This window comes from Sphingomonas bacterium, from assembly GCF_028289855.1.
Lineage (GTDB): Bacteria > Pseudomonadota > Alphaproteobacteria > Sphingomonadales > Sphingomonadaceae > Sphingomonas.
Genome location: NZ_JAQGKZ010000039.1, coordinates 1 through 23,058, shown reverse-complemented (window position 1 = coordinate 23,058; position 23,058 = coordinate 1). Strand labels below are relative to the sequence as shown.

Genomic DNA, 23,058 nt, shown 5'->3' with positions numbered 1-23,058 from the left:
GGCGAAAGTCACCGGCCATTTTTTATGCGAAGAGGTCGGCCTTCACGAAATCCGCACAACGCTCGCCGATCATGATCGACGGTGCGTTGGTGTTGCCGCTGACCAGCGTGGGCATGATCGAGGCGTCGGCGACGTACAGCCCCTCGACCCCGCGCACGCGCAGTTGCGGGTCGCACACCGCGTCGGCATCGTTCCCCATTCGCGCGGTCCCGACCGGGTGATAGACCGTGTCCGCCCGCGCGCGGATCAGCCGGTCGAGCGCGTCGTCGTCGTCGAGGTCTATCGGGTAGCGATCCTTCGCGCCGTGGCGGTTGAGCGGCGGGCTGGCGAGGATGCGGTACATCGCGCGGACCCCGGCCTTCATCACCGCCATGTCGCGGTCGTCGCTCAGGAACGCCGGGTCGATCAGCGGCGCGTCGCGGACATCCGCCGACGCCAAGCGCACCGTCCCGTGGCTTTCGGGGCGCAGCACGCAAACGTGGCACGAAAAACCGTGCGCCTTGACCGCGGTGCGGCCGTGATCCTCGAGGACGATCGGGACGAAATGGAACTGGACGTCGGGTGCCGGGCTGCCCGGCATCAGCGTCAGGAACCCGCCGGCTTCGGCGAACGGCGAGGTCAGCGTGCCCTCGCGCTTGCGCAGCCAGCGGATCAACTGGCCCATCATCGCGAGGTTACCGGCGAACGATTGGCCGAGGAAATAGCGTCCAGGCACTTCGAACGCGGACACGTAATCGATATGGTCTTGAAGATTGGCGCCCACTTGCGCGCGATCGACCAGCGGCTTGACGCCGTGCTCGGCAAGATGCGCGGCGGGGCCAATCCCCGACAGCATCAGCAGTTGCGGCGTCCCGAACACGCCGCCCGCCAGCACGACCTTCTTCGCGCGGATCACTTTTTGCTCGCGGCCGCGCGTATAGGCGACGCCCCACACCTTGCCGTCCTCGAACAGCACGCGCTCGGCGGTCGCGTCGGTGACGATCGAGAAATTGGCCCGGCCCCGCGCCGGTTCGACATAGCCGCGCGCCGCGGTCCAGCGCTCGCCATTGTGTTGCGTGACCTGGTAGAGGCCGACACCTTCTTGGCCCGGCCCGTTGAAGTCGTCGTTACGCGGGATTTGCAGGCTCGCGCCCGCCTCGACGAATTCGACGCTGCCGGGGTGCGGGCAGACCTGATCCGACACGCGCAGCGGCCCGTCGGCACCGTGAAATTCGCTCGTCCCGCGCTCGTTCGCCTCCGCGCGCTTGAACACCGGGAGCACGTCGGCATACGACCAGCCATCGCACCCCAAAGCCGCCCAATTGTCGTAATCCCAGGCAGCACCCCGCACATAGAGCATCGCGTTGATCGCGCTCGACCCGCCGAGCCCCTTGCCACGCGGCTGGTACCCGCGGCGGCCGTTGAGGCCCGCCTGCGGTACCGTCTCATACGCCCAATTGGTCTTGGGCGTCTGCTTGCCCATGAACCCGGGGACGCGGGTGATCAGCCCGGTGTTGCGTCCGCCCGCTTCGAGCAGCGCTACCGTATGGCGGCCGTCCTCGCTGAGCCGTCCCGCCGCGGCGGCGCCGCCCGATCCGCCCCCGACGACGACGATGTCGGCTTCTTCCACTCCGCACTCTCCCGCTCGCGCGCTTCCCAGAGCGCTTTTATGGTTTCGGACGTCTCGCGGCTCCCGTCATGGCTCCAGCCCGGCGGCTTGACCATGTAGTTCCACTTGGCCTTGAGCCCCGGCGCGCTCCACACGTCCCTGGCGATCCCGATCCATTCGTGGAACGCCGCCCAGATCAGGTTGAAGCTGCCCAGATTCTTGACGATGCCGTAGCGCGGGCGCTCGTCGTCGCGCTCGGGCTCGAACGTGCCGAGCCATTTGTCCCACACGATGAACACGCCGGCATAATTCTTGTCGAGGTAACGCGGGTTGGTGGCGTGGTGGACGCGGTGGTGGCTCGGCGTGTTCATCACCGCCTCGAACCAGCGCGGCATCCGGCCGATCACTTCGGTGTGGATCCAGAATTGGTAGATCAGATTCACCCCGCCGACGAAGAAGACCATCTCTGGCGGAAAGCCGATCAGGAACATCGGCAGCTTGATGATGAACGCCAGGCTGAAGAATCCGGTCCAGGTCTGCCGAAGCGCGGTCGACAGATTGTAATGCTGGCTCGAATGGTGGTTGACGTGGCTCGCCCACACCCAGCGAATGCGGTGCCCCGCGCGGTGCACCCAGTAATAGCCGAAATCGTCGATCACGAACGCGGCGACGAACCAGTACCAGGCGTAACCGAGCGTGAAGAGGCGGTACTGGTAGAGCCAGGTCGCCAGCCCGTAGATGATCCCGACCGTCAGCAGTCCGGCGACCGTGCTGCCCGTGCCCAGCGCGAGGCTCGTCAGCGTGTCCTTCGGCTCATAGCGCTTCTTGTCGCGCGCCCAGGCGACGATCATCTCCGCCAGCACGAGCAGGACGAAGGCGGGCACGGCATAATTGACGACGTTGGGCAGGTTGTGGATCGGCATGGCGGGCTCTGCTTACACCAGTGTCAGTGGCGCTTCCAGCCCATGCACCTGGTCGGCGGTGATCCCGAACAGCGTGACCGGGCCGAACAGCCGTTCGCCGGTCTCGACGGTCGCGCCCTCGATTGCTTCGCGAACGCGCAGGGGCGGGACCAGCCGGCGCACCGCGACTTGCGCGCCGTGGCGCTTCAGCACCGCGATCGCGCCGCGCCCCGCGACCAGCGCCGCGCCGCCGTCGCCCGACACGAGCGCGCGCCCGCCCTCGAACCCGGCGAGCGCTTCCTCCGCGAAGCGCCGGGCATCATCCTCATTGGCGATCCGGCTCTGGCCGAGCTTGAGCATCCGAGCGACCCCCGCGAGCGCAAGGATCGCGATCACCGAGCCGGCGAGCTGGACGATCTGATCGTGCGTCATGCCTGCGCCGCCAGTTGGTCGAGCAACGGCCGTAGTCCTTCGAGGTCGTATCCCGCGCCCGCGCCTTTCTCGATCAGCTCCTGCGGATCGTCCCCCATCCGGGCGCGCGCCAGCGCCCACAGATTGCACGACCGCGTGCCCGACCGGCAGAAGGCGAGCACCGGGCCTTGCGCGTCCTCCAGCACATCGACCATCGCCGCGACCTGCGGGTGGCTGAAGCCGCCTTGCCCGATCGGGATCGCGGTGTAGGCAAGTCCCGCCGCTTCCACCGCCGCGCGGATCGCGTCTCCGGCGGGCTGGCCGGCCTGTTCGTCGTCGGGGCGATTGTTGACGACCGCGGCAAACCCCGCCGCCTTGATCGCGGCAATATCCTCCGGCTGAATCTGCGGCGCCACCGAAATGCTGTCGTCGACGTTACGGATCATGCTGCCTCCCGGATCACTTGCAGAAACGCGTCACCATAAGCCGCCAGCTTGCGTTCGCCCACGCCCGAAATCGTGCCGAGTTGCGCCAGACTGTCGGGCTTCATCGCCGCCATGTCGCGCAGCACCGAATCGTGGAAGATGACGTACGGCGGCACCTTGGCTTCCTGCGCCAGTTCGCGGCGGCGGGCGCGCAAAGCCTCGAACAGCGGATCGCCGATCGGGTTCGCGCCGCCAGTGCCGGTGCGCCGCCGGCGTTCGCGCCTGGGCGGGACGATCAGCGACAGTTCGGCTTCGCCCTTCAGGATCGCCTTGGCGCCAGGGCCGAATTCGAGCCCGCCGAAATCGTTGGCGCGCAAGGCGTCCTTGAGCAGCAGCGCGCGCGCCACCGGCTTGATCAGCGCGGCTTCCTCCGTGCCGTCAACGATCCCGAACACCGACAGCGCCTCGTGCCCGTTCATCAGGCTGCGCTCGCTCGACTGGCCGGTCAGGATGCTCTCGATATAGCCGACGCCGAAGCTTTGCCCGGTGCGGAACACCGCCGAGAGGAATTTTTGCGCGACTTGCGTGGCGTCGGTCGCCGAGGGCGGGTTGAGGCAATTGTCGCAATTCCCGCAATTATCGGGCGCATCGTCGCCGAAATGCGCGAGCAGCAGCTTGCGGCGGCACCCGGCGGTTTCGACCAAAGCGCCGAGCGCGTTCAACCGCGTGCGTTCGCCCGCCTGGCGGTGCGGTTCGACCTCGCCGATGCGTTGCCGCGCCTTGGCGAAATCCTCCGCGCCCCAGAACAGGTGCGCCACCGCCGGGTCGCCGTCGCGCCCGGCGCGGCCGGTTTCCTGGTACTAGGCCTCGATCGACTTGGGCAGCCCGGCATGCGCCACGAAGCGCACGTCGGGCTTGTCGATCCCCATCCCGAACGCGACCGTGGCGACGATGATCATGTCTTCGCTCGCGACGAAATCGGCCTGGTTGCGCGCGCGGACGGGCGGGTCGAGCCCGGCATGATAGGCGCGGGTCGGGCGCCCGGTCTTGCCCAGCGCCTCGGCCAGCTTCTCGGTCGCGGCGCGCGTTTGCGCATAGACGATGCCCGGACCTGGTTGCTCGGCGATCAGATCGGCGATCTGGCGCGTGCTATTGTCCTTCGGGCTGATCGCGTAGCGGATGTTGGGCCGGTCGAACCCCGCGACGATCAACCCGCCCCTGGGGATGCCGAGCTGGTCGAGGATGTCGGCCCGCGTGTGCGCATCGGCGGTCGCGGTCAGCGCGAGACGGGGGACGTCGGGGAAGCGATCGAGCAGCGGACGGAGCAAGCGGTAATCGGGGCGGAAATCGTGCCCCCATTCGCTGACGCAATGCGCTTCGTCGATCGCGAACAAGGCGATCCGCCCGCGGTCGAGCAATTCGCGGAAATCGCTCTGCGACGCGCGTTCGGGCGCGACGTAGAGCAAATCGAGGTCGCCATCGAGGAACCGCCCGCGAGTCTCCGCGCGGTTCTCATCCACGCTGGTCAACGTCGCGGCGCGGATGCCGACCGCTTCGGCCGCGCGCAACTGGTCGTGCATCAGCGCGATCAGCGGGGAGACGACGACGCACGTCCCGTCCAGCATCACCGAGGGCAATTGGTAACACAGCGACTTGCCCGCCCCCGTCGGCATCACCGCCAGCGTGCGTTCCCCCGCCAGCACGCGCGACACGACCGACTCCTGCACCCCGCGAAACGCCGGGAAACCAAAGGTCGAATGGAGGACGGAAAGCGTGTCGGGCATCGCGGCGGCTGTAGCCATGGCGCGCTCAGACTTCCATCAGGTCGTGCCCGATCACGACTTCGCCCGAGAAATTGGTCCGCACCGCCGCCAGCCACATCGCGTCGGTGACTTGCGGCCCGCCCGGGACGAGGTGCGAGAGGACGAGTTTCTTCACCCCGGCGCGCGCCGCGACCAGCCCGGCTTCTTCGGCGAGCGTGTGACTGCGGCGGAGATGATCGGCGAGCATCGGGGCATTCTCGCCAGCCATCTTGGGGATCGAGGGACCGTAGACCGCTTCGTGGATCAGCAGGTCGGCGCCCTTGGCCAGCGCGACCAGATTGTCCGAATAGCGCGTGTCGCCGGAGATCACGATCGACCGCGCGGACGTGTCGAAGCGATAGGCGAAGTCGGGCTTGACCGTCTCGTGGTCGACCAAGGCGGACGTCACCGTCGTGCCGCCGTCGCGCGCCACCACGCCCGGATCGGCGCGCTCGTCCACGCGCACCAGCGGGTCGAGCGGAATGCGGCCCTCCTCGCGGACCCGCGCTTCAACATCGTAGGCGAGCGCCGCCAGTTGACTGCGCACGATCTGGCGGATCGGCGGTGGGCCATGGACGGTGACCGGGGTCTTGAGCCCCGATCCCCACGCCAGCTCGATCAGCGTGCCGACATCGGCGATGTGGTCGCTATGGTTGTGCGTGACGAAGATGCGCGCGAGGCCGTCGAGCGCGACGCCCGCCTTGGCGAGCTGGTTGGCGACACCGTTGCCACAATCGACCACCCACGCCTTGCCGTCGATCTCGATCAGCGTCGCCGGTGCGGCGCGATACGGCGATGGCGTCGGCCCGCCCTTTGTGCCGAGCAGCACGACGCGCACGCGCGCAGCGGCGGGCGCCGCGCCGATCAACGGCAGCGCGGCCAGCCCCGCCATGATTTGTCTTCGCGTCGCTTGCATGGGCGGACGCTATCGCCGATTGGCGAGCGCCGCCAGCGGAGACCGAGTATGCCCGACAAAGTGACCGACAACCGCGCCGAGCACGAATTCGAGCTCGAGGTCGACGGCCTGCGCGCGATCGCCGCGTATCAGCTCGAAGGCGACACGATCGTCTTCACACATACCTTGGTGCCCAAGAAGCTCGAAGGGCATGGCGTTGGCAGCAAGCTGATCCGCGGCGCACTCGACGCCGCGCGCGACCGGGGGCTCAAGGTGATCCCGCAATGCCCGTTCGTGAAGGCATATATCGACCGGCATGCCGAGTATCGCGACTTGCTCGCCTGACTATTCCGCCGCCAACGCCTCTTCACGCTCCTGCGCCTGACGCTGCCACATGTCCGCATAAAGCCCGCGCTTGCGCAACAATTCGGCATGCGTCCCGCGCTCCGCCACTTGCCCAGCGTCCAGCACCACGATCTGGTCGGCATCGACCACCGTCGACAGCCGGTGCGCGATGACGATCGTGGTGCGGCCGCGCTCGATCGCCTCAAGCGTTTCCATGATCTCGCTTTCGGTTCGGCTGTCGAGCGCGCTGGTTGCTTCGTCGAGGATGAGGATCGGCGGGTCCTTGAGCAACGTCCGCGCGATCGCGACGCGCTGCTTCTCGCCGCCCGACAGTTTGAGCCCGCGCTCGCCGACGCGCGTGTCGTATTGCTCGGGCTGGCGCTCGATGAACCCGGCGATCGCCGCGCCCTTGGCCGCGCGCACGATATCGGCCTCGTCGGCGCCCTCGCGGCCATAGGCGATGTTGTAGCCGATCGTGTCGTTGAACAGCACGGTGTCCTGCGGGACGATGCCGATCGCGGCGCGCAGGCTCGCCTGCGTCACCTGCGCGATATCCTGCCCGTCGATCGTGATGCGCCCGCCGGTTAGATCGTAGAAGCGATACATCAGCCGCGCGAGCGTCGACTTGCCCGCGCCCGACGGCCCGACCACCGCGAGCGTCTTGCCCGGCGGGATGTCGAGGTCGATCCCCTTGAGGATTGGCATGCCGGGATCGTAGCCGAAGCGGACGTCCTCGAACCGCACGTGCCCGCGGTCGATATTGAGCGACTTGGCGCCGGGCGCATCGACGATCTCGGCGTTGGTATCGAGCAGGTCGAACATCGCGCCCATGTCGATCACGCCCTGGCGGATCGTGCGATAGACCATGCCGAGCAAGTCGAGCGGGCGGAACATCTGGCTGAGCAGGGTCGAGACGAGCATCACGTCGCCGGCCGAAAACCGCCCCTGGCTCCATCCCCAGGCGATGAACGCCATCGCGCCGCCAAGCATCGAATTGGTGACGAACGACTGGCCGATATTGAGCAAAGCGAGGCTGTTCTCGCTCTTGACCGCGGCGTTGGCGTAGGCGTGGATCGCGTCGTCGTAGCGCCGCGCCTCGCGCTCCTCGGCGCCGAAATATTTGACCGTTTCGAAATTGAGCAGCGAATCGACCGCGTGCGCGACCGCACCGGTGTCTAGGTCGTTCATCCGCGTGCGCAACGCGTTGCGCCAGTCGGTCACGGCGCGGGTGAAGGCGATGTAAACGACCACCATCACCACCGTCGCCGCGGCTAGCCAGAAGCCGAAGCTGATCCAGAAGATGGCGAGCACGATGGTGAGCTCGATCACCGTCGGCGCGATGTTGAACAGCATGAAATACAGCATCGTGTCGATGCTCTTGGTGCCGCGCTCGACCACCTTGGTGACCGCCCCCGTCCGCCGTTCGAGGTGGAAGCGCAAGGAAAGCCGGTGGAGGTGGCGGAACACCGTCGCCGCGAGCCGCCGTGTCGCTTCCTGTCCGACGCGCTCGAAGATGACGTTGCGGATATTGTCGAATAGCGTCGATGACAGCCGCGCGGCGGCATAGCCGACCACCAGCGCGACGATCAGCCAGACCGCGCTGCGGTCGTTCCCCGCCATCCGGTCGATCGCGAATTTGAGCGGGTAGGCGCCGCCGAAGATCTGGACGAGCTTCGACAGCAGCACGAAGACCATCGCGCCGACGATCCTGAGCTTCAACGCGGGCGCATCCCGGGGCCACAGATAGGGCAGGAACCGCCGCAGGGTCGGGATCAGCGGGCGATCCTTGGTCGGCGGGAGGTCGGTGGGCGGCATCGCCCCATCATGTAGGAGCGCCGACGCGTTCAGGGAACCGTCAACGGCCCCCATCGATTATAGCATCGACGGAGGAAGTTATGGATTCGGTATTCTACGTCATCGCGATCATGGGTTGCGGCGACGGGCAAGTGCAATGCGCGCAACAGCGGATCGAGACGGTGCGGTATGCCAGCGCGGCGCAATGCCGGGCGGCGATGCCGGCGGCGTTGATGCGCAACACCGACGTGGATTTCCCCACGATCACCGCCGCCTGCCGTCAGGTCGGCCAGTCGATGGCCGACCGCGTCGGCAGGGACCGTCGCGGCTGAGTCGTTCCCGCGCGCAATATCGGCTAAGGTCGCCTTCGCGCTAATGGGGAGGCGGCCATGAACAAGGTTTTCGGAGTAATTGCCGGGCTCGCCGCGGCGTTCGTGACGATCTTCGCCATCGAGGCGATCGACACTATGCTCTATCCGCTGCCGACGGTCGAAAGCGATGATCCGGCGGCGCTGGCGCACATCATCGCGGCAATGCCGTTTTTCGCCAAACTACTGGTCGTCGCGGGCTTTCTGCTCGGCGCGCTGTTTGGCGCTGCCGTCGCGCTACGGCTTTCGCAATGGCGGCCGTCGGGCTGGATCGTTGCGGGGATTATCGCCGCGGGCGGGTTGTCCACTGTGATCACGATCCCGCACCCGTTATGGATGCAAGTCGCGTCGGTCGCCGTGCCGTTGATCGGCGGCTGGCTCGCCGAGCGGCATTTTCACCGCGCACGGCCGGGCGATCCGTTAATCGGCTAAAACGGTGTCCTCGGGCGGCGCCATCGGCAGCGCCCAGCGGATCTGGTCGCGCAGCATTGCCTCCAGTTCGTCGGCGCCGACATTGTGCGCGGCGGCGCGTTTCCTCAGCAACGTAACCAGCAACGACGCGCGATCGGGGGGCGGCGCAGGTTCGGCTCGTCCCCCGGATACGGCACGCGACAGTTTCAGGGAAAGCATGGTCATACTTTCGGACTACGCGCTTCAGCCTTGTCGCTTCGACAAGGTTTACGGTTAACGGCCGATCAATCGCGCGGCCGCGTCCATAGATTGGAATCGCGCTGTGCCGGGGAATAGAGCCGTGCGCGCCGCACCGCTTGCCCGCCCGCGCGGACGATCCAGCCGAGCTTGGCCAGGCCCGACGTGGTGACTCGGTGGTCCCAGGCATGTTCGCCGCGCGCCGCGACCGCGCGGCCGATGTCGCCATAGATTCCCGCCGCCGCGAGCACCGCCCAAGCCGCGCGAAACGACAGTTTCGACGTCCCGACGCGCGCGCTGTCCTCGAACGCCGCCGCTTTGGTGGCCAGCCGTTGCGCGAGCACCGCGAGCCGATGGCGGAACGGCGGTTTCATGTGCTGGCCGGGCGGAATGTCCATCTCGACCAGCCATTCCTCGGGCAGGTAGCACCGCCCGGCGCGATCATCCTCCTCGATATCGCGCGCGATGTTGGACAGCTGGAACGCCATGCCCAGGTCGCAGGCGCGGTGGAGCGTATCGTCGTCGTCGGGCGAAACCCCCATCACCACCGCCATCATGCAGCCGACGCTGCCCGCGACGTGGTAGCAATAACGGTAGAGGTCGGCTTCGGATCGCGGCCGCCATTCCTCGAGGTCGAGCCGGAACCCCTCGACCATATCGTGCGCGAATCGGGCGGGCAGGCCGGTTTCTGCGGCCACGATGCGCAACGCGTCGAACGCCGGGTCGCCCACCACTTCGCCCGCCAGCGCGGCGTCGGTCATCGCGCGGATCCGCGCCAGCCGCTCGGAGGGATCGGCGACGACGCTCAGCGCATGCCCATGATCCTGCCCGTCGGCGAGATCGTCGCATCGCCGGCACCAGGCGTAGAGCAGCCATGCGCGCTCGCGGGTTTTGCGCCCGAACAGGCGCGACGCGGCGGAAAAGCTCTTCGATCCCCGCGCAATCGACTCCTGCGCGGTCGCCACGATTGCGGCGCGCGATGGCAGGTCGGACCTGCTCACCGCTCGTGCTCCGGCGGAGGCCGGAGCGCTGGCCACCTCGGTCGGGCTAGCGACCGCCAACGCTCCTGCCTTCGCAGGAGCACAAAGGGATATTTACTCAAAGGTCCTTCGCGCCAATCTGGCCGATCGTGGTGGCGGGGGCGAACGCGGCCATCTTGTCGAGCAGCTCTTCGAGGCTCTCCGCGACGATCAGCAAGCCGGTATGCTGTGCGCGGACGAACCCGACTTCCGCCATCTTGTCCCAGAATTCGATCAGCCCGTCATAATAGCCGTCGAGGTTGAGCAGCCCGACCGGCTTGGCATGATAGCCGATCTGCGCCCAGCTCAGCGCTTCCCACAATTCGTCCATCGTGCCGGTTCCGCCGGGCAAGGTGACGAAGCCGTCCGACAGATCGGTGAACGCTTGCTTGCGCTGGTGCATCGTGCCGACGACGTGGAGCTCGGTCAGCCCCCGGTGTGCGACCTCGGCGGCGACTAGCGCCTCCGGGATGATCCCGATCACCTCGCCGCCCGCCGCCAGCGCGGAATCGGCGATCGCGCCCATCAGTCCGAGCCGCCCGCCGCCATAGACCACGCCGATCCCGCGCGCGGCGAGCGTGGCGCCGACGTGGCGGGCGTTTTCGATATAGTGCGGGTCGCTCGGCGAGGCGGACCCGCAATAGACTGCGAGGCGGTTCATTTGTTCTCCAACATCAATCGCGCCGTCGCCTTCGCGCTACCCACCACGCCCGGAATTCCCGCGCCGGGATGCGTCCCCGCGCCGGTGAAATACAGGTTCGGGATGTGCGGGTCGCGGTTGTGGACGCGGAAGTACGCGCTCTGCATCAAGGTCGGCTCGAGGCTGAACGCGCTGCCCAGATGCGCGTTCAAATCGTGCGCGAAATCGTTCGGCGCGTAGCTGAATTTGGTGACGATCCGCTCGTGGATGTCGGGGATCAGGCGGTGCCCGATTTCGTCGAGGATGCGCTTCTCCAGCACCGGCGCGACTTCGTCCCAATCGACCGGGAACTTGCCCATGTGGGGTACCGGGGCGAGCGCGTAGAAGGTTGAATGCCCGTCGGGCGCCATGCTCGGATCGGTGACCGTCGGATGGTGGAGGTAGAGCGAGAAATCCTCCGCCAGCACGCCATGGTCGTAGATGTCGGCGAGCAATTCCTTATAGCGCGGGCCGAACAGGATCATATGGTGCGGGATGCCCGGCCACGTGCCCCTGACCCCGAAATGGACGACGAACAGCGACGGCGACCAGCTCTTCTTCTCGAGCCCGCGCACGGTGCGCTGCGCGCTGCGTGATCCTTTGAGCAAGTCGCGATAGGTGTGCATCACGTCGCCGTTCGACGCGACTGCCTCGGCCTCGCCGTGCCAGCCGCTGCGCGTCGTCACGCCGGTCACGCGGTCGCCGAGCGTTTCGATGCTCGCAACCGGATCGCCGAGCCGCAGCGTGCCGCCGAGCCGTTCGAACAACGCGACCATCCCCGCGACCAGCCGGTTGGTCCCGCCTTTGGCGAACCACACCCCGCCATCCTTCTCCAGCTTGTGGATCAGCGCGTAGATCGAGCTCGTCGTGAACGGGTTGCCGCCGACCAGCAATGTGTGGAAGCTCAGCGCCTGACGAAGCTTCTCGTTCTTCACATAGCTCGACACGATCGAATAGACCGACCGCCACGCCTGATATTTCATTAGTGCGGGCGCGGCCTTCACCATCTGGCCGAAATCGAGGAACGCGGTGGTGCCGAGCTTCTCGTAGCCTTCGTGATACACCCCGGCGGAGTATTCGAGGAAGCGCGCATATCCGGCGACATCGTCGGTGTTGAGCCGCGCGATCTCGGCGCGCAATTGCGCCTCGTCGTTCGAATAATCGAAGTTCGTCCCGTCGCGCCAGTTGAGCCGGTAGAACGGCATCACCGGCATCAGCGCGACATCTTCCGAGATGTCGCGCCCGGTCAGTTGCCACAATTCGTTGAGCGCGGCGGGATCGGTAATGACGGTCGGCCCGGCGTCGAAGGTGAAGCCATCACGCTCCCAGAAATAGGCGCGCCCGCCCGGCTTGTCGCGCGCCTCGACGATGGTCGTCTCGACTCCCGCCGATTGCAGCCGGATGCCGAGCGCGAGCCCGCCAAACCCGGCACCGACGACAATAGCCGACTTCATCGGCATTTCCCGCCGGTTGTAAGGACCAGTGCTCCGGCGCAGGCCGGAGCGTTGGCAGGCATGCGCATCGCGAGCGGCCAAAGCTCCGGCCTGCGCCGGAGCACGGTACGTGCGGTCTTCATCGCAGCCCCCGGATCGCCGCGATCGCGCGGCTGATCGGCACCGGCGGTTTACCCGTCAGGATTCGCGCCTTGTCCATCATCGTCGATTTTGCCGCATAGAAACGGCCTATAAGCCCGGGGTTGAGCCGATAAAAGCGTTCGAGGATGCGATAACGCTCGTCCGGCTCGGCGGCGCGGAACAGCATCGCGTCGAGCATCCGATAGAAACCGCGCTCGCCCCAGGCGCGCTTGGCCATGCCATGCGTCAAATCGTGGAGTGCGGGAGAGGACAAGTCGCTCGCCCTAGCGATGGCGACCGCCAGCCGGATCGCGTCGGGCAGCGAATAGCCGGTGGTTGGGTGGAACAGCCCGGCGCGCAAGCCGGCCTTGGCGATCTTAGCCCCGCCCGCGCGCCAGAATGCGTCGAAATCGCCACCGATCGCTACGGGCAGCGCCCCCGCTTCTTCGCGCGCGACCTTGCGTGTCTTCCAGCCCTTGGCGGCGGCATAGGCGTCGATCCGCGCGGTCAGCGCGGCATGGTCGATATCCGGCGTGTCGCTGTAATAGGTGTCCTCGACGAACATCCTTTTGTCACCGAACGGCAGGCAATAGACGAAGCGATAGCCGTCGATCTGCTGAACGCACGCGTCCATCACCGTTGGCCGCTCGACCCCGTGCGGCTTGGTCAGCACCAGTTCGCGCCCGACGAATTTCTGCCAGCCGAGATCGAGCATCGACATATCGGCGGCGCCCCGCGCGTCGATCACCCCGCGCGCCTCGACGCGGTCGCCATTGGCCAGCACCACCGCGCCCGCGCCGACCCCGATCGCCTTTTGCGCGATCGACTGACCCGGAGCGAGCGCGTCGCCGACGACACGCGCGAACCGCTCGGACTCGATCGAATAATAGCCCGCGCTGAGCGTGCGGCGGTGCGCGGGAAACGCGACATCGTAGCCGCGCCAGGCATAACCCACGAGCGGCGCCGCCAACCAGCGGTCCTCCTCGGCCAAATCGCTCGAAAAGAACGACCAGACATGCGCGCCGCCGATCGCGCCGGGCTCGATCAGCCGGATATCTACATCGGGCCGCCTCGTGCGCAGCGCGAGCGCAATCAACCCGCCGGCGAGCCCGCCGCCGACGATTGCCACGTCACACTGGATGATGGCCGGCATGCAGGGTGCGCTACGCCAATGTGAAGCGAGCGCAAACCCTACAAACTCCCCTCCCTGTCAGGGAGGGGCTGGGGGTGGGTGGCGTCCGGGGGATACGGTCGCCGGTTGCTTGTCGAAGCCGTACCGCGCCACGCGACCCACCCCTAACCCCTCCCTTCCAGGGAGGGGAATGACGTTACGCCGCCTGGCGCAGCGGCATTTCGGTCGCCATCGCCGCCGCGACCGATGGACGCGCGCGCATCGCGTCACGCCAGCCTTTCAGCACCGGCCACTCGGCCAGGCTCATGCCCGCAAACTCGGTCCAGTTGAGCACCGACAACAGATACGCGTCGGCGACCGAGAAATCGTCGAGCAGGAAGCGCCGCCCGTCGAGATGCGCGGACAGGATGCCGAAGCGCTTCTCCGCGAGGCTCCGCGCCCAGTCGCGTGCGCCCTCGGTCGAGGCCTGGGTCATCAGCGGCGCGAACACGCCCTTGTGGATCTCGGTCGAAATGAAGTTGAGCCACTTGGTCAGCTCGTAACGCTCCGCGGTATACGGCGCGGGGGCGAGCACGCCCTCGGCGGCGAGGTCGGCGATATAGGTCAGCACCGCGGGGCCTTCTGACAAGGTAACCGCGCCGGCCTCCATCGCGGGGACGTACCCCATCGGGCTTATCTCTGCGAAGTCGCGCCCGTCGGGGAGGGGCTGGCCCGGCGTGACCTGAATGAAATCGGCGTCGAGCTCGGCTTCGTTGATCGCGATGCGCGTCGCCAGGCTGCAGGCGAAGGGGATGAAATAGAGCTTCATGGCAAATCCTCCTGGGGCGGGTTGATTTCTGTACCATTTCGCATAGATTAGGATCGAGTCAAGGATTGTTTGCACTTTGGTACAGAATTCACCGCCCAAATCGCGCGGCCGACCGCGCGGGTTCGATCCCGCCGATGCGCTCAAGGCCGCGTCGGAGCGGTTCCGGACGCGCGGCTACGCCGGCACCTCGCTCGACGATCTGGTCGACGCGACCGGTCTGGCGCGCCCCAGCCTCTACGCCGCGTTCGGCGACAAGCGCGCGCTATACCTCGCGGCGCTCGACCGCACGATCGACCGCGTCGGGCGCGGGTTCGACAATCTCGCCGCGCTGGATTTGCCGATCCGCGAGACGCTGACATTGATGTTCGGCAATGCGATCGACGGCTATCTGACCGGCGAGGCGGGGCCGTCGGGGTGCATCATGATCTCGACCTCGGCGGCGAGCGCGGTCGACGACGAAGCGGTACGCGAGCGGCTGGCGGCGTTCCTCGCGGTCGAGGATCAGCGTGTCGAGGCGCTGCTGGCGGCACGGGGCGACCCCGATGCCCGCGCGCATGCCGTGCTGGTGACCGCCGTCATCCATAGCTTGAGTGTCCGCGCCCGCGCCGGGGCGCCGCGCGAAGAACTGGACGTCATTGCAAAGGCCTGCGTAAACCTGATCGCGTGACCCGCACGCCCCTCACCGTCGATCGCCGCGCCACGCTCGCCGCGATCCTGATCGTCCTCGTCTATTTCGCGGTCGAGTTGAGCTGGCACCGCCCGCCGATCTGCCCGTGCGGGAGCGTCAAATTGTGGACCGGCGCGGTGTGGAGCGCGGAGAACAGCCAGCAAATCTCCGACTGGTATTCGCTCAGCCACATCATCCACGGTTTCCTGTTCTACGGTGCGGCGTGGCTGATCCTGCCCGGCCGCGCGCGGCTCTGGGCGCTGCCGCTCGCGGTCGTGATCGAGGGGAGCTGGGAACTGCTCGAAAATTCGCCGATCATCATCGACCGCTACCGCGCGGCGACCGCGGCGGTGGGCTATTCGGGCGATTCGATCCTCAACTCGATGAGCGATATCGGCATGATGGTGATCGGCTTCGCGCTCGCGCGGCGCATTCCGGTCTGGTCGACGGTGGCGATCGCCTTGTTCTTCGAACTCCTCGCGCTCGCGGCGATCCGCGACAATCTGACGCTCAACGTGCTCATGTTGACCTATCCGGTCGATGCGATCCGGGTTTGGCAAGCGGGGGGTTAGGTCGGCTGGGGCGGTTAGGACGCAGCCCGTACTCGACAGCGGCTCGCGCGCCCCCCATGATAATCACATGACTAAACTTGCGGCGATTTACGAACGAAAGGGCGCCCTATTTATCTCGGCGTCCCACCAGACAAAGGCTGGTTTCTGGATTGACGATGAGGAGGTCGTCACTCTCATTCAGCCATCGGCCGAAGAGCTTGGCGGCGCCGTCGAAGCCGCCCTTGCCCGCTCGACGGAGGGCGTGCCGACCCCACCGCCGACAGCGCGGATCGAGAGGCCGCTGCTTAAGGCGGCTGGTGTCGGTTCGTGGGCCACCTTCATGAACCTGTCTCGCCATGTCGGCATTTCAAGCGAGCACGGAGTTGTGAAGCTTACGCCGTATCGCAACTTGGGCAGCAAGGGCGGTTTCGAGCCGGACACCGATATGATCATTCCGGCGCCCATGTGCTCCGCCATGCTAGGCCAAATGGTGGCTGACCTCCTGTCGCGGTCCGGGTAAATGACCGCTACCCTCGCCATCCTCCTCTCCGCCCTCGCGATGACGCTCATCGTCGGCCTGCGCTACCTCGCCAGCAGCGGCGCGTTCGCGCTGGCGACCCGCGCCGTCCGCCCCGGCCTCTACACCGGGCTCGACGCGCAGATCCGGCGCGAGATTGCGTGGAGCCTCGCCTCCGCCGCGATCTACGGCGTCCCCGCTGGGATCGTCGCCTGGGGGTGGCAGAATCATGGCTGGACGCAAATCTACACCGACCTCCACGCCTTCCCGCTCTGGTATCTCCCGCTGTCGGTGTTGCTCTACCTCTTTGCGCACGACACCTGGTTCTACTGGACGCACCGCTGGATGCACCGGCCGCGCCCGTTCCGGATCGCGCATGCCGTCCATCACGCCAGCCGCCCGCCGACCGCCTGGGCGGCGATGGCGTTTCATCCGCTCGAGGCGCTGACCGGGGCTGTGGTAATTCCGCTACTGGTGTTCGTCATTCCGGTGCACGTCGCCGCGCTCGGCTTGGTGCTTGGAATCATGACGGTTATGGGGGTGACCAACCATATGGGGTGGGAGGTTTTTCCGCGCTTCGTGTGGGGCGGTGCCGTGGGGGAATGGCTGATCACCGCCAGCCATCATCAGCGGCATCACGCCGAATACAGGTGCAATTATGGGCTCTATTTCCGTTTCTGGGATCGCCTCTGCGGCACCGACCGGGGGGTCGGCGGGTTCGGGTCTGCGGCGGCTCGCGGGAATCGCGCTGCTGGCGGCGACCTTGCCCGCCGCGTCGGCACCGGCGACTAATCTCGACATCGAAGTCACCGGGCTGCGTTCGGCCAAGGGCATGATCCGCGTTTGCCTGACGGCGGACCCGGCCAATTTTCCCGGCTGTATCGACGACAAGCGCGCCATTACCCGCTCGGTGCCCGCCAACCAGCCCGACATCCGCGTCCTCGGACTTGCCCCGGGCAATTATGCCGTGGCGGTGATCCATGACGAGAATTCGAACGCGAAACTCGACACCTTCGCCGGGATCCCGCGCGAAGGCTTCGGTTTCTCGCGCAATCCGCGTATCGGGTTCGGCCCGCCGCGCTTTTCGGCGGCGATGTTCGCGGTCGGTGGCGTGGCCGAAACGCAACAGGTGACGATGCGTTACATGCTGTAGCGGACCTAAACGGGATGGGCGGGCGTTGCGTAACCGAAACATCCCGTTTTTCCGGAGTATATTCTGTGCGTTTAGCCCTTTCCCTGACTGCCCTGACGCTTGTCCTCGCCGCTACCCCGGCGCTTGCGCAGGACGCACCGCCGTCGCCGCCGCCGCTCGACACCAGTGGCGATCACGTCACGATCGGCGCCGGCGGCGTCTATCTGCCCGATTACGAGGGGTCGGATCATTATGTGTTCCGCGGCGCGCCCGGAGCGATCGGATCGATCGGCGGGTTCGCCTTCACGATCGCCGGCAATCGTGCCTCGATCGACCTCATCCCCAACCCCACCGGGCCGAAATGGGATATCCAGGCCGGGCCGATCGCGGTGGTCAATTTCAACCGCTCGAGCCTGAAGGGCATCGACGACCCGCGCATCCGCGCGCTCGGCAAGCGTTCGACCGCGATCGAAGTCGGCGGGTTCGTCGGGATCGGCAAGACCGGTGTCGTCACATCCGATTACGACAGCCTGAATTTCTCGGTCAGCTATCGCAAGGGCGTGAGCGGCGCGCACCGCGCGGGGATCTGGTCGCCGACGATAAACTATCTGACCCCGCTCAGCACCAAGGCGGCGGTCGGCGTGTTCGCCTCGGCCGAATATGCCGATCGCGGCTACGGCAAGGCCTATTTCGACGTCGATGCCGCGCAGAGCCTGGCCAGCGGGCTGCCGGTATTCTCGACCCGCAAGGGGTGGAAGGATTATTCGCTCGGCGCGCTCGCCACGGTGGCGATCACCGGCGACTTGCTCCACGGCTTCAAGCTGGTCGGCGGCGGCACGTATACGCGGCTGCTCAACGATTTCGCCGCCTCGCCGGTGGTCAGCATCGCGGGCGACCGCAGCCAGTGGATGGGCGTGCTGGGACTCGCCTACACGTTCTAAATTCGCGACAATCGGCGATGTCGTTGAAGCGCGGCGAATAATTCCGGTTGCCGTGAAGCCGCCTGTCACCCTAGCACGTATCTTCCTCACTGCCGGCCATCGACCGGCGCCAGAGGGACTGCCTACTCCCGGATTGCAGGAAGGAATGAGACGATGGCCGACGACCTCCAGTTGATCGAGGCGTTCGATTCGCGTGTAAAACGGCGCGCCGAACGGCGCGAATTCTTCAAGCTGGCGGTCGCCGCCGCCGCGGTCGGCGCGACGACGCTGCTCGTGTCGCAAGAGGCATTCGCGCAGACGGTGACCGACGCGGACATCCTCAACTTCGCGCTCAACCTCGAATATCTCGAGGCGCAATTCTACGCTTATGCCGCGGGCGGTGCGGGGCTTCCCGCGGCCCTTCTGGGCACAAGCCCGGGGGCGGTGACCGCGACCAACGCGCGCCGCGTCGACGGGTTGGACGCCGACCCGGTGGTCCGCGACTATGCCCGCGAAATCGCCGCCGACGAGGTTGCGCACGTCACCTTCCTGCGCGCCCAGCTCGGCGCGTCGGCGGTGGTGCAGCCAGCGATCGATATCAGCGCGACCGCGACCAGCGCCTTTTCCAACGCCGCGCGTGCGGCGGGGCTGATCGGTGCCGGCGCGACTTTCGACCCCTATTCGTCGCCCGAGAATTTCCTGCTTGGCGCGTTCATTTTCGAGGATGTCGGGGTGACCGCGTATAAGGGCGCGGTGCCGCTGATCCTCAACAAGACCTATGTCGAGGCAGCGGCCGGGATCATGGCGGTCGAGGCATATCACGCCGCGATCGTCCGCACCGCGCTGTATGCCAAGGGGGTGGCGACGCCCAGCTTGCGCACCTCGGCCGATGCGATCTCCAACGCGCGCGACAGCCTGGACGGCACCACCGATCTCGATCAGGGCATTTCGCCGGTGACGATCAACGGCGGCCCCGCTTCCAACATCGCGCCGCTCGATGCCGACGGGCTCGCCTTTGCGCGGAGTACGGGCCAGGTGCTCAACATCGTCTACCTCACCAACACCGCGGTCTCGTTGGGCGGGTTCTTCCCGGCCGGGGTCAACGGCAACGTCAAGACCAGTGCCGCCAATTAAGCGAGCGAAAGGAGTTTTCAGCATGATCGACAACGATACCGCGCTCGCCGTCCTCGAGGCCACCGACCGCCGCCGCGCCGAACGCCGCCGCTTCCTGACGCTCGCGACCAGCGGGGCCGCCACGTTGGGCGGGCTCGGGCTGCTCAGTGCGTGCGGCAAATCGGGCAGCTCGAGCGGAACCGCCACGCCGACCCCGACGCCGACCCCCACCGCCACATCGACCGCGACGGCGCAGGCCGACATCGACATCCTCAATTTTGCGCTCAATCTCGAATATCTCGAAGCGCAATTCTATCTCTACGCGGTCTACGGCACCGGCCTGTCCGGCGCGCTGACCGTGGGCGGTGGCGGCGCCGCGGCGGGAACCGTGACCGGCGGGCGCCAGGTCGCCTTCACCGACCCGCTGGTCGCGCAATATGCCCGCGAGATCGCGCAGGACAAGGCGGCGCACGTCAACTTCCTGCGCACCGCGCTCGGTACCGCGGCGGTGGCGATGCCCAACATCAACATCGACGGCAGCGCGACCGGTGCGTTCACCGCGGCGGCGCTGGCGGCGGGCGTCGTCGCGGCGGGCGGCACGTTCGACCCATATGCCAGCGACGAGAATTTCCTGCTCGGCGCGTTCATCTTCGAGGATGTCGGGGTGACCGCGTACAAGGGCGCGACGCCGCTCATCACCAGCAACGTCTACCTGACGGCGGCGACGGGTGCGCTGGCGGCGGAGGCATATCACGCCGGGCTGATCCGGACCGTGCTCTATGCCAAGGGCCTCGCGACCCCGTCCTTGCGCACCCAGGCCGGCCAGTTCAGCAACTGGCGCGACAGCCTGGACGGCACATCCGACGACGATCAGGGCGTCACTGGCGACGCGACGACGTCGAACATCGTGCCAGCCGACGGCAACGGCATCGCGTACAGCCGCACGACGGGGCAGGTGCTCAACATCGCCTATCTGTCCAAGGCGGCGGTGGTCGGTGGCGGGTTCTTCCCGAATGGGGTGAACGGCAACATCAAGACGAGCACGGCGCAGCCATAAGCGGGCGCACGCGGATAGCCTTTGGCTATCCGCGAGACGCCACGGCGGCCGGCGGTCGCCTCGGCGACCGTCCGACGGCGCGGATTCATTCCGCGCCGCCTCGCCCTTCGCGACCGGCACTCCCGCTTCCAAAGCGGCCTCGCCAATTCCCCCCGAATCGGTTTCTTTCCTGCTTGGTGCGACTCGTTCGCGCCCGATAGCTTTCCCGCCAGATAAAAGGTCGCGCGACGCTCATCCTGGCCGGAGGTTCACGCAATGCCGAAACCGACACGCATCTATTCGATCGACTCGATCCAGTTCGCCCTGACCAAATCCATCCCGCCCAGCCTCCTCGTCATGGCATCGGGCAGGGCGGTGTCGACCGGCTGGAGCGACATCAAGCTGGAGCCGCTGGAAAAGACGCTGTCGCCCGACGGCATCCTCGACCTCGCGTTCGTCGGCGTGCCGCCGTCCGACATCTCCCTCCCGATGCTGACCCCGGTGTCGGCGCATTTCGTCTGGAAGGATGCGGAAGGGGTGATCGGGGTGAAGATTCATGCCCGGTCCAACGACCTGACCCGCCTGATCTTCGAGGATCGCGGCGGTTTCACCACCGAGAGGGTGGGCGAGGAAGGTCCGCCGATCACGCAGATCGCCGGCGAGGGGCAGGGGCCGGCTGAGCATCTGGCCAAGACGCTTGCGATTGGCGAAGAACATATGACGACGTTCGTCTATGGCGAGGAAGGTCATCCGCCGACGACCCTGGCATATGGTGAGGAAGGTCACCCGCCGACGACGCTAGTGTACGGCGAGGAAGGTCATCCGACGACGTTGGCGCTGGGCGAGGAAACCGTCCCCAAGACGTTCCACATCGGTGAGGAAAATCCGACCCATCCCAACCCGATCGCGGAAAATATGACGTTCACGCATGGCGAGCATCCCGCTTCGCTGCCGATCATCGAAAATCCGCCTACGACGATTTCCGCGGAAACCGGGCCGGGGGATCCGTGGGGACCGGTCGAAACCGGCGGCATCAACGCCTTCGGGAGGCGCTGACCGCGTGACCGGCGCGGCCATGCGCGGGCTGGTGATCGGCGGGGGCAGCAACGATCCCAGCCTGGCGTGCCTGGTCGCAGCGGCGCGGCGGCTCGACGTACCGGTGATACCTGTGCTGGTCGATGGCGCGGACGAACCGTGTCTCGGCTGGGATCTGGCGGCGGACACGATGACGGTCGACGGGGTGGCGATCGACCCGGCCGGCCTGTTCCTGCGCTACGACGTCTTCACCGCGCGCGTGCCGGGCGCCGAGCTCGACCGCGCGCTCGGCTGGTACAACACGCTGCTCGGCTGGGCGGCGGCGCGCCCCGCGCTGGGCCTGTTCAACCGCGAGATTTCGCCGCAGGCCGGGATCAAGCCGTATCAGCTCCAAGTCGCCCGATCGCTCGGCCTGTCGATCCCGGCGACATGGATCGGCAACGACTTGGCGAGCGCGCGGCGCCATCTGGACGCCCCGGCGATCGCCAAGCCGGTGGGCGGCGGCGCCTATGTCCAGCCGCTGGCGCAGGCGCTGGCCGGGCATGCGGACGACACGAGCCGCGCACCGATCCCGGCGATCGTCCAGGAGCAGCTCGGCTATCCCGAATATCGCGTGTTCGTGGTCGGTGGCGACACGCATGTGTTCGAGATCGCCTCGGCGCAACTCGATTATCGGCCCGATCCCGCGACCCGGCTCGATTATTGCGGGCCGCACGGACCGATCGCGGCGGCGGTCGCCGGATGCCAGGCGGTGGCGGCGGCACTGCGCTGCGACTTCGCCGCCTGCGACCTCAAGACCAGGGCAGGCGACAGCGACCCGGTGTTCCTCGAAATCAACACCGGACCGATGTTCGCCGCGTTCGATCACGCCGCCGCGGGCGCGGTAACCGCGTCGATCATCGGCCATCTCGTACGCTGAGGTGCGGTCTTTCCTTTGCCCGGGCAACGGCCTAGACTCGTTCCATCCCCGGGGAGCCTGTCGCGCGAACGCAGGTTGAGAGCGGAATAATCCGCGACCCGTTGAACCTGATCCCGGTAATACGGGCGGAGGGAGTGGGCGGTTTTCTTTCCGAAATCCGTGTCCTCGCTCCGTAAATGGAGTGAAGAACGATGGCCGACGTCCCCGCCCGCACCGAAATCGGCGTCACCACCGGCCCGATCCGTGGGAGCCGCAAGATCCATGTCGGCCCCTTGGGCGTGAAGATGCGCGCGATCGACCTCGAGCCCGGGTGCGGCGAGCCCCCGCTCAACGTCTACGACACCAGCGGGCCGTACACCGACCCCACCGCCCGCATCGACATCCAGGCCGGCCTCCCCAACCTGCGCCGCGACTGGATCGTCGGGCGCGGCGACGTCGAAAGCTATGACGGGCGCGAGACTCGGCCCGAGGATAACGGCCTGTCCGGCCCCGACCGCTCCGCCGGCGTGCCCCAATTCCCCAACGTCGTGAAGCGTCCGTTGCGCGCCAAGCCCGGCATGAACGTCAGCCAGATGCACTATGCGCGGCGCGGCATCGTCACCCCCGAGATGGAGTACGTCGCCACCCGCGAGAATCTCGGCCGCGAGATGCTCAAGGAATACGTCCGCGACGGCGAAAGCTTCGGCGCGAGTATCCCCGATTACGTCACCCCCGAATTCGTCCGCGACGAGGTCGCCCGCGGCCGCGCGATCATCCCCAACAACATCAACCACCCCGA

Annotated in this window: 26 protein-coding genes, 1 pseudogene and 1 riboswitch; of the genes and pseudogenes, 14 read left to right on the top strand and 13 right to left on the bottom strand. The window is 66.8% G+C overall.

What is annotated here, in order from left to right:
• Positions 1-22 precede the first annotated feature (22 nt).
• The 6 genes and pseudogenes from JWM94_RS03550 to JWM94_RS03525 form a co-directional block, all read right to left on the bottom strand.
• A complete protein-coding gene (locus tag JWM94_RS03550; protein WP_299421874.1) occupies positions 23-1,609 on the bottom strand; it encodes a GMC family oxidoreductase in 1,587 nt (528 codons plus the stop codon).
• Positions 1,519-2,511, bottom strand: a complete 993-nt coding sequence (locus tag JWM94_RS03545) for a sterol desaturase family protein (protein WP_299421871.1) — start codon at positions 2,509-2,511, stop codon at positions 1,519-1,521. Before JWM94_RS03545 ends, JWM94_RS03550 begins: the two co-directional genes overlap by 91 nt.
• 12 nt (positions 2,512-2,523) lie before the next feature.
• Positions 2,524-2,922 (bottom strand): hypothetical protein, encoded by a 399-nt coding sequence (locus JWM94_RS03540; protein WP_299421867.1) that lies wholly within the window; start codon positions 2,920-2,922, stop codon positions 2,524-2,526.
• A complete protein-coding gene (locus JWM94_RS03535) occupies positions 2,919-3,347 on the bottom strand; it encodes a TIGR01244 family sulfur transferase (RefSeq protein WP_299421863.1) in 429 nt (142 codons plus the stop codon). The genes JWM94_RS03540 and JWM94_RS03535 overlap by 4 nt, the downstream gene beginning before the upstream one ends.
• A pseudogene (recQ, locus tag JWM94_RS03530) lies at positions 3,344-5,110 on the bottom strand (DNA helicase RecQ). The gene JWM94_RS03535 and the pseudogene recQ overlap by 4 nt, the downstream one beginning before the upstream one ends.
• 25 nt (positions 5,111-5,135) lie before the next feature.
• A complete protein-coding gene (locus tag JWM94_RS03525) occupies positions 5,136-6,020 on the bottom strand; it encodes an MBL fold metallo-hydrolase (RefSeq protein WP_299421859.1) in 885 nt (294 codons plus the stop codon).
• Between the two features lie 72 nt (positions 6,021-6,092).
• On the opposite strand from JWM94_RS03525, the gene JWM94_RS03520 reads away from it, so the two are divergent.
• On the top strand, positions 6,093-6,368 hold the full coding sequence (locus tag JWM94_RS03520; protein WP_299421854.1) for a GNAT family N-acetyltransferase: 276 nt from the start codon (positions 6,093-6,095) through the stop codon (positions 6,366-6,368).
• Here the strand turns inward: JWM94_RS03520 and JWM94_RS03515 are convergent, their stop codons facing one another.
• Positions 6,369-8,183: an ABC transporter ATP-binding protein/permease gene (locus tag JWM94_RS03515; protein ID WP_299421850.1), complete on the bottom strand. Its 1,815-nt coding sequence runs from the start codon at positions 8,181-8,183 to the stop codon at positions 6,369-6,371.
• Positions 8,184-8,263: 80 nt separating this feature from the next.
• Here JWM94_RS03515 and JWM94_RS03510 point away from each other — a divergent pair, with 80 nt between their 5' ends.
• Both JWM94_RS03510 and JWM94_RS03505 read left to right on the top strand, forming a co-directional pair.
• A complete protein-coding gene (locus JWM94_RS03510) occupies positions 8,264-8,494 on the top strand; it encodes a hypothetical protein (RefSeq protein WP_299421845.1) in 231 nt (76 codons plus the stop codon).
• Positions 8,495-8,551: 57 nt separating this feature from the next.
• Positions 8,552-8,962, top strand: coding sequence for a hypothetical protein (locus JWM94_RS03505; protein WP_299421842.1), 411 nt, complete (start codon positions 8,552-8,554; stop codon positions 8,960-8,962).
• Here the strand turns inward: JWM94_RS03505 and JWM94_RS03500 are convergent.
• The 6 genes from JWM94_RS03500 to JWM94_RS03475 form a co-directional block, all read right to left on the bottom strand.
• Positions 8,951-9,166, bottom strand: a complete 216-nt coding sequence (locus JWM94_RS03500) for a hypothetical protein (RefSeq protein WP_299421839.1) — start codon at positions 9,164-9,166, stop codon at positions 8,951-8,953. The genes JWM94_RS03505 and JWM94_RS03500 overlap by 12 nt on opposite strands.
• A gap of 59 nt (positions 9,167-9,225) precedes the next feature.
• Positions 9,226-10,179, bottom strand: coding sequence for a phytoene/squalene synthase family protein (locus JWM94_RS03495; RefSeq protein WP_299421835.1), 954 nt, complete (start codon positions 10,177-10,179; stop codon positions 9,226-9,228).
• Positions 10,180-10,276: 97 nt separating this feature from the next.
• Positions 10,277-10,858 (bottom strand): TIGR00730 family Rossman fold protein, encoded by a 582-nt coding sequence (locus tag JWM94_RS03490; protein ID WP_299421831.1) that lies wholly within the window; start codon positions 10,856-10,858, stop codon positions 10,277-10,279.
• Entirely contained in the window at positions 10,855-12,330 is a 1,476-nt protein-coding gene (locus tag JWM94_RS03485; protein ID WP_299421827.1) for a phytoene desaturase, read from the bottom strand. Before JWM94_RS03485 ends, JWM94_RS03490 begins: the two co-directional genes overlap by 4 nt.
• Before the next feature lie 118 nt (positions 12,331-12,448).
• A complete protein-coding gene (gene crtY / locus JWM94_RS03480) occupies positions 12,449-13,603 on the bottom strand; it encodes a lycopene beta-cyclase CrtY (RefSeq protein WP_299421823.1) in 1,155 nt (384 codons plus the stop codon).
• A gap of 175 nt (positions 13,604-13,778) precedes the next feature.
• Positions 13,779-14,390, bottom strand: coding sequence for a glutathione binding-like protein (locus tag JWM94_RS03475; protein WP_299421819.1), 612 nt, complete (start codon positions 14,388-14,390; stop codon positions 13,779-13,781).
• Between the two features lie 76 nt (positions 14,391-14,466).
• On the opposite strand from JWM94_RS03475, the gene JWM94_RS03470 reads away from it, so the two are divergent.
• The 11 genes from JWM94_RS03470 to JWM94_RS03420 all read left to right on the top strand — a co-directional run.
• Complete coding sequence (locus JWM94_RS03470) at positions 14,467-15,057, top strand: TetR/AcrR family transcriptional regulator (protein ID WP_299421815.1); 591 nt, start codon at positions 14,467-14,469, stop codon at positions 15,055-15,057.
• The gene (locus JWM94_RS03465; protein ID WP_299421812.1) at positions 15,054-15,629 is read left to right on the top strand and encodes a DUF2585 domain-containing protein; all 576 of its coding nucleotides are present in this window, start codon (positions 15,054-15,056) and stop codon (positions 15,627-15,629) included. Before JWM94_RS03470 ends, JWM94_RS03465 begins: the two co-directional genes overlap by 4 nt.
• A 67-nt stretch (positions 15,630-15,696) precedes the next feature.
• Complete coding sequence (locus JWM94_RS03460; protein ID WP_299421810.1) at positions 15,697-16,128, top strand: hypothetical protein; 432 nt, start codon at positions 15,697-15,699, stop codon at positions 16,126-16,128.
• Positions 16,129-16,917, top strand: coding sequence for a sterol desaturase family protein (locus JWM94_RS03455; protein ID WP_299421808.1), 789 nt, complete (start codon positions 16,129-16,131; stop codon positions 16,915-16,917).
• Positions 16,889-17,278, top strand: a complete 390-nt coding sequence (locus tag JWM94_RS03450; protein WP_299421803.1) for a DUF2141 domain-containing protein — start codon at positions 16,889-16,891, stop codon at positions 17,276-17,278. The genes JWM94_RS03455 and JWM94_RS03450 overlap by 29 nt, the downstream gene beginning before the upstream one ends.
• A gap of 65 nt (positions 17,279-17,343) precedes the next feature.
• On the top strand, positions 17,344-18,198 hold the full coding sequence (locus tag JWM94_RS03445) for a MipA/OmpV family protein (protein WP_299421800.1): 855 nt from the start codon (positions 17,344-17,346) through the stop codon (positions 18,196-18,198).
• Between the two features lie 153 nt (positions 18,199-18,351).
• The gene (locus tag JWM94_RS03440; protein ID WP_299421797.1) at positions 18,352-19,311 is read left to right on the top strand and encodes a ferritin-like domain-containing protein; all 960 of its coding nucleotides are present in this window, start codon (positions 18,352-18,354) and stop codon (positions 19,309-19,311) included.
• Between the two features lie 22 nt (positions 19,312-19,333).
• Positions 19,334-20,347 (top strand): ferritin-like domain-containing protein, encoded by a 1,014-nt coding sequence (locus JWM94_RS03435; protein WP_299421794.1) that lies wholly within the window; start codon positions 19,334-19,336, stop codon positions 20,345-20,347.
• Between the two features lie 255 nt (positions 20,348-20,602).
• A complete protein-coding gene (locus JWM94_RS03430; protein WP_299421791.1) occupies positions 20,603-21,382 on the top strand; it encodes a hypothetical protein in 780 nt (259 codons plus the stop codon).
• Positions 21,383-21,386: 4 nt separating this feature from the next.
• Positions 21,387-22,280 carry a hypothetical protein gene (locus JWM94_RS03425; protein ID WP_299421787.1) on the top strand — a complete coding sequence of 298 codons (894 nt, stop codon included), beginning with the start codon at positions 21,387-21,389 and terminating at the stop codon, positions 22,278-22,280.
• Positions 22,281-22,319: 39 nt separating this feature from the next.
• Positions 22,320-22,432, top strand: a riboswitch (TPP riboswitch).
• Between the two features lie 39 nt (positions 22,433-22,471).
• The coding region (locus JWM94_RS03420) for a phosphomethylpyrimidine synthase ThiC (RefSeq protein ID WP_299421783.1) at positions 22,472-23,058 on the top strand (587 nt) is incomplete at its 3' end.

Excerpts from the sequence above, each read along its gene's own strand:
- JWM94_RS03505 (WP_299421842.1), top strand. The coding sequence starts at position 8,552 with ATGAACAAGGTTTTCGGAGTAATTGCCGGGCTCGCCGCGGCGTTCGTG.
- JWM94_RS03490 (WP_299421831.1), bottom strand. The coding sequence starts at position 10,858 with ATGAACCGCCTCGCAGTCTATTGCGGGTCCGCCTCGCCGAGCGACCCG.
- JWM94_RS03485 (WP_299421827.1), bottom strand. The coding sequence starts at position 12,330 with ATGAAGTCGGCTATTGTCGTCGGTGCCGGGTTTGGCGGGCTCGCGCTC.
- JWM94_RS03525 (WP_299421859.1), bottom strand. The coding sequence starts at position 6,020 with ATGGCGGGGCTGGCCGCGCTGCCGTTGATCGGCGCGGCGCCCGCCGCT.
- crtY (WP_299421823.1), bottom strand. The coding sequence starts at position 13,603 with ATGCCGGCCATCATCCAGTGTGACGTGGCAATCGTCGGCGGCGGGCTC.
- JWM94_RS03455 (WP_299421808.1), top strand. The coding sequence starts at position 16,129 with ATGACCGCTACCCTCGCCATCCTCCTCTCCGCCCTCGCGATGACGCTC.
- JWM94_RS03520 (WP_299421854.1), top strand. The coding sequence starts at position 6,093 with ATGCCCGACAAAGTGACCGACAACCGCGCCGAGCACGAATTCGAGCTC.
- JWM94_RS03510 (WP_299421845.1), top strand. The coding sequence starts at position 8,264 with ATGGATTCGGTATTCTACGTCATCGCGATCATGGGTTGCGGCGACGGG.
- JWM94_RS03440 (WP_299421797.1), top strand. The coding sequence starts at position 18,352 with ATGGCCGACGACCTCCAGTTGATCGAGGCGTTCGATTCGCGTGTAAAA.
- JWM94_RS03515 (WP_299421850.1), bottom strand. The coding sequence starts at position 8,183 with ATGCCGCCCACCGACCTCCCGCCGACCAAGGATCGCCCGCTGATCCCG.
- JWM94_RS03460 (WP_299421810.1), top strand. The coding sequence starts at position 15,697 with ATGACTAAACTTGCGGCGATTTACGAACGAAAGGGCGCCCTATTTATC.
- JWM94_RS03430 (WP_299421791.1), top strand. The coding sequence starts at position 20,603 with ATGCCGAAACCGACACGCATCTATTCGATCGACTCGATCCAGTTCGCC.
- JWM94_RS03545 (WP_299421871.1), bottom strand. The coding sequence starts at position 2,511 with ATGCCGATCCACAACCTGCCCAACGTCGTCAATTATGCCGTGCCCGCC.
- JWM94_RS03500 (WP_299421839.1), bottom strand. The coding sequence starts at position 9,166 with ATGACCATGCTTTCCCTGAAACTGTCGCGTGCCGTATCCGGGGGACGA.
- JWM94_RS03435 (WP_299421794.1), top strand. The coding sequence starts at position 19,334 with ATGATCGACAACGATACCGCGCTCGCCGTCCTCGAGGCCACCGACCGC.
- JWM94_RS03475 (WP_299421819.1), bottom strand. The coding sequence starts at position 14,390 with ATGAAGCTCTATTTCATCCCCTTCGCCTGCAGCCTGGCGACGCGCATC.
- JWM94_RS03540 (WP_299421867.1), bottom strand. The coding sequence starts at position 2,922 with ATGACGCACGATCAGATCGTCCAGCTCGCCGGCTCGGTGATCGCGATC.
- JWM94_RS03535 (WP_299421863.1), bottom strand. The coding sequence starts at position 3,347 with ATGATCCGTAACGTCGACGACAGCATTTCGGTGGCGCCGCAGATTCAG.